Genomic DNA, 9,994 nt, shown 5'->3' with positions numbered 1-9,994 from the left:
GAGTGGGGTGGAGAAAAAACCGTCGTGCAGGGTTATGGGTGTGCTGTGACGTCTGCCAGATATAAGACCTTGTTTGTCTTATCTGTCTATATATTATCTGTCTGCCAGGAATTAGCTCGGATCTTTAGATAAATTGAGTCTGGCAGTGGGCGGTGCTGTTTTACATCGGTGAGGCTTTGCCCTGCCAACTGGGCAGCAACTGCGCAAGTTAGCGGGGTAAAGCCTCACTTCAGTGATATAGCCTCACTTCACTGCCTACCGCCGCATTAACCGCCCGCAGACGTTGCAGCGGTTTCCAGCGATTCCATTTCTTCCTGCAGTGCCAGCCAGCTTTCTTCCAGTTGCGCCAGCTTTTTGGCGTTTTCGCCATGGCGTGCGAGGCTGCTGGTGCGCAGGTCGCGGTCGGCCGAGGTGTAGAACTCGGGGTCGGCGATCAGGCGGTCGAGTTCGGCCTGGTCGGTCTGCAGGTGATCCATTTCCTTTTCGATCTTCTGCAACTTCTGCTCCAGCGGCTTGCGCAGGCGGGCCAATGCCTGGCGGGCTTCGGCTTCTTGGCGGCGGACTTCCTTGCGGTTCTGGTTGCTTCCCTGGCCGTCGTCGGCCGACTGGCGGGCGGCGGCGCGTTCTTCGCTGCGGATGCCGGCGGCGCGGGCCTGTAGCCAGTCGCGGTAATCTTCCAGGTCGCCATCGAAGGACTGCACGGTACCGTCAGCCACGATCCAGAACTGATCCACGGTGGTGCGCAGCAGATGCCGGTCGTGGGAGACCAGCAGCATGCTGCCGGAGAATTCGGCCAGGGCCGTGGCCAGGGCCTCTCGGGTTTCCACGTCCAAGTGGTTGCTGGGCTCATCGAGCAACAGCAGGTTGGGGCGTTGCCAGACGATCAGCGACAGGGCCAGGCGGGCCTTTTCGCCACCAGACATGGGTGCGACCGGAGAGAGCACATTGTCGCCTCCAAAGCCGAATCCACCCAGGTAGTTGCGCAGTTCCTGCTCCCGTACGTCGGGTGCGATGCGGGCCAGATGCTGCAGTGGTGTGCTGCCCAGGTCGAGCATGTCGAGCTGGTGCTGGGCAAAATAGCCGATGGCCAGGCCAGGCGAGGCCTTGCGCAGCCCGGAACGGGGTGCCAGGCTGCCGGCCAGCGATTTGATCAGCGTACTTTTCCCGGCACCGTTGACCCCCAGGATGCCGATGCGGTCGCCGCCGCGCACCATCAGGTCGATGCCGTTCAACTGGCTGGGCAAGCCTTCATAGCCGAGCTCCAGTTGTTCGAGGATCAGCAGCGGGTCGGGCATGCTCTGTGGTTCAGGTATGCGGATGTCCACGCCATACTCGGCATGGATCGGTGCTAGCTTTTCCATGCGTGCCAGGGCCTTGACGCGACTCTGGGCCTGCTTGGCCTTGGTGGCCTTGGCTTTGAAACGGTCGATGAAACCCTGCAGCCGCGCTGCTTCGCGGTTTTGTCGGTCCAGGGCGATATGGGCCTGGCGCAGGCGCTCGGCACGCTGCTCCAGAAAACTGTCGTAGTCGCCCCGGTAGCGCACCAGCTTCTGGTGATCGAAATGCAGGATGATGCGCGCCACGGCATTGAGGAACTCGGTATCGTGCGAAATCATCAGCACGGTACCCGGATAGGAGGCCAGCCAGCGCTCCAGCCACAGCATGGCATCCAGATCCAGGTGGTTGGTCGGCTCGTCGAGCAGCAGCAGCTCGGAGGGAGCCATCAGGGCGCGTGCCAGCGCCAGCCGCATTCGCCAACCGCCCGAGAAGCTCGATACCGGCAGTTGCCACTGGTCCGGCCTGAACCCCAGGCCTGCCAGCAACTGCTCGGCACGCGAGTGAGCACTCCAGGCATCGGCCTCAACCAGTGCGTTTTCCAGCTCGGCGATGCGGGCACCGTCGTCCGGTGACGTCTCGGCGCGTTGCTGCTGGAGCTGGCGCAGCCCGGTGTCGCCGTCGATGACGAATTCGCGGGCGGGCTTGTCGCTGGAGGCCACTTCCTGGGCCACGCTGGCGATGCGCCAGCCTGCCGGCATATCGAGGGTGCCGGCATCGGCGTCGAGCGTGCCCGAGAAAAGGCCGAACAGCGTGGATTTGCCTGCCCCGTTGGGGCCGACGATACCGACCCGTTCACCAGGGTGGATGACGAATTCTGCGTCTTGCAGCAGGATCTTGACGCCCCGGCGAAGGGTCAGGTTGTTGGCGCGTATCACGTTATGCTTTTCTCAGGCCAGATCGGTGCGGCGCAGTAGCAGGATGTGATCTTCTGCGCCGTGCGTGGCAAGCCAGAGCGGATTCAGCTCAGGAAATGCCGCTTCGAAGTAAGGACGCTCATGGCCGATCTCGAGCAGCAGCAGGCCATCATCCGTGAGATGGCGTGGCGCAGCCTCCAGAATGCGACGTACCAGGTCCATGCCGTCATTGCCGCCGGCCAGTGCCAGTTCGGGTTCGTGCCGGTATTCGGGGGGCAGTGCGTCCATGGACTGGCTGTTGACATACGGCGGATTGCAGATGATCAGGCCATATTGCCGCTCGGGGCCAAGCTGTTCGAACAGATTGCTGTGGATCAGCTCGAGCCGGTCTTCGAGGCCGTGGGTCGCCACGTTGCGGCGCGCCACGGCCAGTGCCTGCTCGGAGACATCCACGGCATCGACCTCGGCCTCGGGCCAGAGGTGTGCGGCGATGATGGCCAGGCAGCCCGAACCCGTGCACATGTCCAGTATCCTGCCGGGAGAATCCGACAGGCTCAGGCCGGGCACGCGCTCTTCGTCGAGCAGTTCGGCAATCGGCGAGCGCGGCACGATCACATCGGCAGTGACCTCGAAACGGTAGCCGCGCAACCAGGCTTCGCCTGTCAGGTAGGCGGCCGGCAGACGTTGCTGCACCCGCTTGGCGATCAGGTCGAGCAGCCCCTGACGCTCGCTGGAGAGCAGGCGCGCGTCGAGAAACGGCTCCAGCGTGTCCAGCGGCAGATGCAATTGGTGCAGCGCCAGGTAGACGGCTTCGTCCCAGGCATTGTCGCTGCCGTGGCCGAAACTCAGGCTGGCGGCGTTGAAGCGCGAGACGGCATAGCGCAGCACGTCGCGCAGGGTGAGGAGTTCCGGCAGGTCTTTCAAGATCAGGCTCGCAGCAGTTCGTTGATGCTGGTCTTGGCGCGGGTGCGCGCATCGACCTGTTTGACGATCACGGCGCAGGCCAGGCTGTACTTGCCATCGTCAGACGGCAGGGAGCCCGGCACCACCACCGAGCCTGCCGGCACGCGGCCATAGCTGATCTCGCCGGTCTGGCGGTTGTAGATGCGGGTGCTTTGCGACAGGTAGACGCCCATGGCCAGCACCGAGTTTTCTTCCACGATCACGCCCTCGACCACTTCGGAGCGTGCGCCGATGAAGCAGTTGTCTTCGATGATGGTGGGGCTGGCCTGCAGGGGTTCGAGCACGCCGCCGATGCCGACACCGCCGGACAGGTGGACGTTCTTGCCGATCTGGGCGCAGGAGCCGACCGTGGCCCAGGTGTCGACCATGGTGCCTTCGTCAACGTAGGCACCGATGTTGACGTAGGAAGGCATCAGCACCACGCCCTTGGCGATATAGGCACCGCGACGCGCCACGGCAGGTGGCACCACGCGATAGCCGGCCTGCTGGAAGTCGGCCGCGCTCATGTCCTGGAACTTGAGGGGCACCTTGTCGAAATACTGCAGCGGAGCCTGGCCCAGCACATCGTTGTCGGACAGGCGGAAAGACAGCAGCACGGCTTGCTTGAGCCACTGGTTGACGATCCACTCGCCGTTCTGCTTTTCGGCAACGCGCAGGCGGCCGCTGTCGAGCTCGTTCAGCGCGTGGGCGACGGCATCGCGAATCTCGGCCGAAGCGGAGGCGGGGGACAGTTCGGCGCGGATTTCCCAGGCCTGTTCGATGGTGTGTTGCAGCGATTGGGTCATGGTTGATATATCTCTGGTGGTTGATCAGCAGGTGGATGGACGGGAGGCGACAAATGCCGCGATGCGATGCGCGGCTTCGATGCAGTCGGCAACAGGGGCGACCAGCGCAATCCGGATGCGGCCTGCGCCCGGATTGAGGCCGTGCGCCTCGCGCGCAAGGTAGCTGCCGGGCAGCACGGTGACTGCGGTCGACGCATACAGCTCGCGGGCAAAGGCGACGTCGTCGCCGGCAACGCCTGCCCACAGATAGAAGGAGGCATCGGGCAGCGCCACGTCCAGTACGGGCGACAGTATAGGCAATACTGCCGCGAATTTCTCGGCATAAAGGCGGCGATTGGCGCGCACGTGTGTTTCGTCGCTCCAGGCAGCGATGCTGGCGCGGCTGACCACCTGGCTCATGCCGCCGCAATGGTAGGTGCGGTAGAGCAGGTAGGCCTCGAGCAGCCGGGCATCGCCGGCCACGAAGCCTGAGCGCAGGCCGGGCACATTGGAGCGCTTGGACAGGCTGCTGAAGGACACCAGGTTGCGATAGTCGCTGCGTCCCAGCCGTTGCGCCGCCTGCAGCGCACCCAGTGGCGGCGCGGTTTCGTCGAAATAGATTTCGGAATAGCATTCGTCGGCGGCGATCACGAAACCGTGACGATCGGACTGTTCGAACAGGTATTGCCACTCGTCCAGTGTCATGACGTTGCCGGCAGGGTTGCCAGGCGAGCAGACGAACACCAGTTGGGTGCGGGCCCAGACGTCGTCCGGCACCGTGCTCCAGTCGGGGCTGAAATTGCGCGCCGGGTCGGAGTTGATGAACCAGGGCTGCGCACCGGCCAGGAGTGCCGCACCTTCATAGATCTGGTAGAACGGATTGGGGCAGATCACCAGCGCGCCTGCGGGCGAGGGTGAAATGATGGTCTGTACGAACGAAAACAGCGCCTCCCGCGTGCCGAGCACGGGCAGGATCTGGCTGTCAGGGTCAGGGCGGGGAATGGGATAGCGTTGTGCCAGCCAGTCGGCAATGGCCGTGCGCAGTGCCGGCTCTCCCTTGGTGGGTGGATAGACCGACAGCCCGTCGAGGCTGTTGGCCATGGCGTCGCGCACCAGTTGCGGCGCGGCATGCTTGGGTTCGCCGATGGACAGGTTGACGGGCCGGAGGCCGGGCGGCAGCTCGGCAGTACCCAGCAGGGCGCGCAGTTTTTCGAAGGGATAGGGAGCGAGTTGCTGCAGACGGGGATTCATGACGACCGCGGGAAGAAGGAAGGGCAAAGACCAATTTTAGCAACATGAAGGGCGATTGCGATATAATGGTCGGCTTGGCTTGCGAGGGTGGCGAAATTGGTAGACGCACCAGGTTTAGGTCCTGACGCCGTAACAGGTGTAGGGGTTCGAGTCCCCTCCCTCGCACCATTTAATCTCAATAAAATCAATGACTTATGGTTTTTTGGGTTGTGTTTTTTAGGGCTGATTGGGGCTGTTTTGGGATGGTTAAGGCAACATTACGCCAACATCTCAAACCGCCTTTTTCTGCCTATGCAGCACTCCCGAGAACAGGGCTGTTGCTTTTTTTCCTGCATCAAGATTTGCATCTGGCATCCATTTTCCGTAGATGCGGGCGATCATTGTCCAATCCCTGTGTCCCATCTGCTGTGCAACCCACATGGGGTGTTCGCCGGCAGACAGCATCATTGACGCATACGTATGCCTGGTTTGGTATGGGCGTCGATATCGAACACCGGTACGTTTGAGCGCGTCTCCCCAGGTCCGATATATTTGGCTGCCAGTCCATCCGTCACTGGATCGTTCGTTGATGAACACAAGGCCTTTGCCGCGCAAGAAAGTGGCCGGTTTTTGTTCGCCCAGGACCGTCAAGGCTGGCTGCAATAGCTTGACCGTGCGACGGCCTGAAATCGTTTTTGTAGCCTCGGGCTTGCCTTTTGATGCCTTGGTAATGGCTCGCCGCACATCAAACGAGCCCAGCAGCCAGTCAATGTCCCCCCATTCGAGCGCGATCAGTTCGCTTGTGCGCAGTCCCGTCCATAAAGCAAACTGAATCAGGCGTCGGGCATCAGGCTTTAGTTGCGCAAGTACAGCGGCCTGCTCATCGGGCGACAATGGATCAACATCGTCGTTTTCCCGTGGGGGCATCTTGCGTTTGTATGTCCAACCAGATAGCGGGTTAATCTCGATCAGCTCAGCGTCGATTGCATCAGTTAGGGCAGACCGCAGGCAACTCTGGATGTTGGCCAAGCGCTTGTTTGTCACCTGGGGGCGCTGATCCGCGTATTCCGATAGCCAGTTGCGTATGTGTCTGCGAGATATCTCTGACAAATCGATTTTTCCGATCCCTGGCGTGATTGTCCCGATGATGATGCTGCGGTATCCGTCGTAAGTGCTTGCTGCCAGCGTGGGTTTTTTTTCATCCAGCCAGGCATCAAGATAGGATTCGATGGTTGGTGCTGCTGTGGGGGCGCTGCTGTGGCCTTTGACGCGCTTCGAGTTGGGGAATGTTGTTGCGTAATCAAAGGTTCCCATTGAGATGGCATACAGTATGGCCCCCCGATGGGATTCAGCCCGGATCAGGTTAGCGGGGGTGGGCTTGAGCGGGATGCGCTCCCGGCAGCGCTTGCCCTCATATGTGAACGAGATTTCAATGCTGTTTGCGGATGCCGGGCGTACTCCCCGCCGTTCTCTACCCATTTTTCATATCCAATCGAGTCAATTAATACCCTTCCATCGGGAGCCCGAAACCAGATTTCACGCTCCCGCCATTGCCCATCCCGGATTTTCGAGCGGATGGCATGCTCGGAGTAGCCAGATTCCAGCGAGAACTTGGCTATCGTCATGTATCTAGCCATGCGGCCTCCCAACAGTTCGATCAATCAAAGCGGCAGTCCCTCAAGCCAAAGCAGGAACAGCTCCCAAATCGTTTTTCGGCCAGCCTCTGCGGCCTCTGGTGTGATGTGCATTAAATTTCCTCGGGGGCGGTGATAACGATCTGCCGCAACTCGATCCAACGCCGGCGCAGATCCCCGGCGTTGGACAGTAAGCGCCTGGCAGCATCATGCGTGATGTACTCGCAGTCGGGGATGCCGTTGGGCAGCACGGTATCGATCCGGATAAGGTCGTGGCATTTGCGCTGGTACGCCTCGATTGCTGCGCGTTCGATTGCTCGCGCAAGCTCGATCGCATTTTCTTTGACCTCAGCGTACTGGGTCTGCCAGCGCAGTGCGCGGGCGATTTCTATGATTTTTTCTTCTGTCAGCACAGGGCCGTCCAAAGGGTCATCGAACGGAACTGCTGCGCGAGACAGGTTGGCGATGCGATGGCGGGCGGCTTTCAGCAGCGAGACATCAGCGCCGCTTGCAGGTTGCTGCGCCTGGGCGGGTTTGGTGCTGCGCGTAAGGGCACCCGCAAAACACAGGATTGTCGCCGCGCTACCGCAGTACACCCCGTCCTTTTCGGCCATTCCCTCGGATATCGCCAAGTCCAAGATTTCACCATTGCGTGGCGCTGCTCCTGGCCCGATGGCTTGCTGCTGCGCCTGGGCGGCAACAGGGGCGGCGTAGAGCGGAACCCATGCGCCGGATCGCTTGCGGGCGGTCTCGATGACCGCATGTTCCAGGAATTCTGCTGTCAGCGCGCCATCCGGGTGGCGACGGACCCACGCTACCGGCTCCTGCGCCACAGTTGATTGGGTGTGTTCGTTGTCTCGGGTCATTTTGTGCATTTCCTTAGGGTGCGCAATATCTGACCAGGCAACCGGCCGAGCGCATGGTTATTACGATTAAGTGACATGACCCCAGGCTTTCCCCAGGGTTATTCACAGATGGTGTGGATAGGTTGGCTTACGGCTGCCCGGAAATGACGGGGAAGCCGGTAGCATCTTTGATGCGGTTCAGTTCGTCGGCCACGGCGGTTTTGAACACGCGGTCAGGCCGGATGAGCTCATACCAGAAGGCAACCTTGCCGTCGCGATCCCGGTACTTCAGGCGGGCTTCCAGCGAGTAGCCGCTGCCGCTGCCATCAAACACGGGCAGGCCCAGTGTGAAGCGTTCAAACACCTGCATCTTCGTGCGGGTATCCTTGTCCTCGTCGTCGACAAACTCGAACTGGACGCCACCGCTCTGCAGGTTGATCTTGCTGCGCAGCCGTTTGTCGGCGTTGGCTTCGAACGCCAGTGACATTTGCAGGATATCTGCGCCGGTAGGCATATTAGGGACGGCGGCGATGTCCGGCAGGTTGTCTTCGAGCCAGGTGGCGAAATCAGCCTGGGTGAAATTCTTCTTGTTCATGCTCAGCCAGCGTTTCCACTCGAGGGATTGAGTGGGGGCGAACAGGCAGCGGTGGTCGCGCCATTGCTGGCCATTCAGATCAGAGCCGTGGTCATTGATGACCGCCACTAGGTTAAAGCGGCTGGCTTCGGCGTCGATATCGGCGTAGATCGTCGCATGGTCCAGGTTGCCGTGCTTCTTCGTGTAGAGGATGAAGCTGTCTGCGTCGGTGGTCGTGACATTGGCATGCTTGCGGGCGGGGGCGGGCAGCAGCTTTTCCAGATCCTTGATGGCATAGCCAGCGGGAACGGCAACATAGGGTATGCCGCCATGGGAAAAGATTGGCTGGACGGCAGCAGCGCCTGCGCTGAGTACAGTCTGGATGTTGTCGGGTTGATCCATGATGGGTATCTCCTGATATGGATGGTTGAGGTGGTTACTGCACCACGACCTTCAATTCGCGCACCGGCTCGGGGGTGACGTGCTTGAGGTCGAGTTTGGTCTGGCGGGGATCTTCGGCCATGAGGTTGCCATCAGGGGTTGCCCACAGCAGCGATTCCTTCGGCAGGCCCTTGGGCTTATTGATGTTGACGTCGGCCTTGACGGCCATGGCACCAGCCGTGGAGGGCTTGACGGAGATTTTCAGCGTCAGCGTGCCCACCTTTTGATAGGCGGCGACAGCGTTGATCAATTCGCTGAATTTGTCGCCGGCCACGTCCATGATGGGCAGCAGGTCGCCGGCCTCGGTTTCGACACGGACGGATTGGAGGTTTTCGTAGAGAAGCTTGCTCATAGTTGCTTCCTTGAGGGGAGTAATTGAGGGGGGCGGGGTATATGCTGGCCGTTGGCCATGGGGTGATGTTTCTGTCGCAAGCGGACGCGATGTATCATCCCTGCCGGGGTATATGCCGGAGGGGCTATGAACTGGAAAGAAAAAATACTGGCTGCTATGAAGCAATATCAAATCGCTGTAGCTTTTATCGTTGGAGCGCCATTTGGCTGGATGGTCGTTCGCTACTGGCCTTCTGACCCCGGTCATGCTGCTGCTTGGGTGCAGGCTATTGGTACCATAGGTGCTGTTATTTCTGCCATTTTGGTGGCTCGCCATCAATCGCGTGAGTCACAAAAAATGCTTTTTGATCAATGGGAGCGAGAAGAAAATAATGAGCGTCAGCTACGAAAAACAAAGCTGAGATCCATTTCTGGGGTCGTTGTTCGATGCGCTGAGACTGCTAAGAGCGCCTGCGGATCTCTTTTGGATGTTAAAACTAGAAGTGACTTTTCAAAAGATTTGATTAATCAAAAAAGCAGGCTTGAAGATGCTATTAAATGGATTGATGGTATGCCTATTGGAAGTGATCCGGGAATACTTATTTCTTTGAATGTGGTGAATATTAGATTGTCAATTAAACGTATTGTTGAGCTGATTGATCAGGCAAAGGGAATGTCTGCCATGAGCGCCCATAAAAGGGATCGGCTTCATGCGCTTCATAGGAGTTTGACTCTACATTCATCAAGTATTAATGATTATATAGAGTCGTATGATGGTGCTTATGAAGAGATACTCGTGTCAGAGTTGTAGAGCTTGATGGGCTGGTAGAGTCGTCAATAGCGTCGACTCAGGTATGGGCTGCAGGAGGGTGTCCCCATCGGGGTTGGTATAAGCGCAGACATACTCGCCGGATTGGGGGCGCTGCCAGAGCTGCCCGCGCTTGCCGCAGGCCCTGGCCACCATCTGCAGGCGCTCTGCGTCGTAGGCGGCGAACAGTTGCCGGTCACGGGCACCAACGGC

General features: G+C 59.7%; 10 protein-coding genes and 1 tRNA gene. 2 read left to right on the top strand and 9 right to left on the bottom strand.

Features of this window, described 5'->3' with window-relative positions:
- Positions 1-266: 266 nt before the first annotated feature.
- From ABN482_RS00595 to dapC, 4 genes are read right to left on the bottom strand one after another with little or no spacing between them, the layout of a single operon-like run.
- Entirely contained in the window at positions 267-2,213 is a 1,947-nt protein-coding gene (locus ABN482_RS00595; protein WP_349502168.1) for an ABC-F family ATP-binding cassette domain-containing protein, read from the bottom strand.
- A gap of 12 nt (positions 2,214-2,225) precedes the next feature.
- A complete protein-coding gene (prmB, locus tag ABN482_RS00590) occupies positions 2,226-3,116 on the bottom strand; it encodes a 50S ribosomal protein L3 N(5)-glutamine methyltransferase (RefSeq protein ID WP_349502167.1) in 891 nt (296 codons plus the stop codon).
- Positions 3,117-3,118: 2 nt separating this feature from the next.
- Positions 3,119-3,940: a 2,3,4,5-tetrahydropyridine-2,6-dicarboxylate N-succinyltransferase gene (gene dapD, locus ABN482_RS00585; protein WP_109060684.1), complete on the bottom strand. Its 822-nt coding sequence runs from the start codon at positions 3,938-3,940 to the stop codon at positions 3,119-3,121.
- 24 nt (positions 3,941-3,964) lie between these two features.
- On the bottom strand, positions 3,965-5,170 hold the full coding sequence (gene dapC / locus ABN482_RS00580) for a succinyldiaminopimelate transaminase (protein WP_349502166.1): 1,206 nt from the start codon (positions 5,168-5,170) through the stop codon (positions 3,965-3,967).
- A gap of 81 nt (positions 5,171-5,251) precedes the next feature.
- Here dapC and ABN482_RS00575 point away from each other — a divergent pair.
- A tRNA-Leu gene (locus ABN482_RS00575) sits at positions 5,252-5,338 on the top strand.
- A gap of 102 nt (positions 5,339-5,440) precedes the next feature.
- Here the strand turns inward: ABN482_RS00575 and ABN482_RS00570 are convergent.
- The 4 genes from ABN482_RS00570 to ABN482_RS00555 all read right to left on the bottom strand — a co-directional run bounded on the left by ABN482_RS00570 (position 5,441) and on the right by ABN482_RS00555 (position 8,995).
- On the bottom strand, positions 5,441-6,628 hold the full coding sequence (locus ABN482_RS00570) for an Arm DNA-binding domain-containing protein (RefSeq protein WP_349502165.1): 1,188 nt from the start codon (positions 6,626-6,628) through the stop codon (positions 5,441-5,443).
- 268 nt (positions 6,629-6,896) lie between these two features.
- Complete coding sequence (locus ABN482_RS00565; protein ID WP_349502164.1) at positions 6,897-7,649, bottom strand: hypothetical protein; 753 nt, start codon at positions 7,647-7,649, stop codon at positions 6,897-6,899.
- A 127-nt stretch (positions 7,650-7,776) separates the two neighbouring features.
- A complete protein-coding gene (locus ABN482_RS00560; RefSeq protein ID WP_349502163.1) occupies positions 7,777-8,604 on the bottom strand; it encodes a DUF2303 family protein in 828 nt (275 codons plus the stop codon).
- 34 nt (positions 8,605-8,638) lie between these two features.
- Positions 8,639-8,995, bottom strand: coding sequence for a YfdP family phage-associated protein (locus tag ABN482_RS00555; RefSeq protein ID WP_349502162.1), 357 nt, complete (start codon positions 8,993-8,995; stop codon positions 8,639-8,641).
- A gap of 126 nt (positions 8,996-9,121) precedes the next feature.
- Here ABN482_RS00555 and ABN482_RS00550 point away from each other — a divergent pair, with 126 nt between their 5' ends.
- A complete protein-coding gene (locus tag ABN482_RS00550) occupies positions 9,122-9,784 on the top strand; it encodes a hypothetical protein (protein ID WP_349502161.1) in 663 nt (220 codons plus the stop codon).
- Here the strand turns inward: ABN482_RS00550 and ABN482_RS00545 are convergent.
- Positions 9,773-9,994, bottom strand: a 222-nt coding sequence (locus tag ABN482_RS00545) for a hypothetical protein (protein ID WP_349502160.1), incomplete at its 5' end; no start/stop codon positions are given. The two genes, ABN482_RS00550 and ABN482_RS00545, sit on opposite strands and share 12 nt — an antisense overlap.

It is taken from the genome of Corticimicrobacter sp. (assembly GCF_040137905.1).
In the GTDB taxonomy this organism is placed as follows: domain Bacteria; phylum Pseudomonadota; class Gammaproteobacteria; order Burkholderiales; family Burkholderiaceae_B; genus Corticimicrobacter.
Note: the sequence above shows the minus strand (reverse complement) of the source record. Positions and strands in the feature narration are given on the sequence as shown.

Excerpts from the sequence above, each read along its gene's own strand:
- dapD (WP_109060684.1), bottom strand. The coding sequence starts at position 3,940 with ATGACCCAATCGCTGCAACACACCATCGAACAGGCCTGGGAAATCCGC.
- ABN482_RS00570 (WP_349502165.1), bottom strand. The coding sequence starts at position 6,628 with ATGGGTAGAGAACGGCGGGGAGTACGCCCGGCATCCGCAAACAGCATT.
- ABN482_RS00565 (WP_349502164.1), bottom strand. The coding sequence starts at position 7,649 with ATGACCCGAGACAACGAACACACCCAATCAACTGTGGCGCAGGAGCCG.
- ABN482_RS00560 (WP_349502163.1), bottom strand. The coding sequence starts at position 8,604 with ATGGATCAACCCGACAACATCCAGACTGTACTCAGCGCAGGCGCTGCT.
- dapC (WP_349502166.1), bottom strand. The coding sequence starts at position 5,170 with ATGAATCCCCGTCTGCAGCAACTCGCTCCCTATCCCTTCGAAAAACTG.
- ABN482_RS00555 (WP_349502162.1), bottom strand. The coding sequence starts at position 8,995 with ATGAGCAAGCTTCTCTACGAAAACCTCCAATCCGTCCGTGTCGAAACC.
- ABN482_RS00550 (WP_349502161.1), top strand. The coding sequence starts at position 9,122 with ATGAACTGGAAAGAAAAAATACTGGCTGCTATGAAGCAATATCAAATC.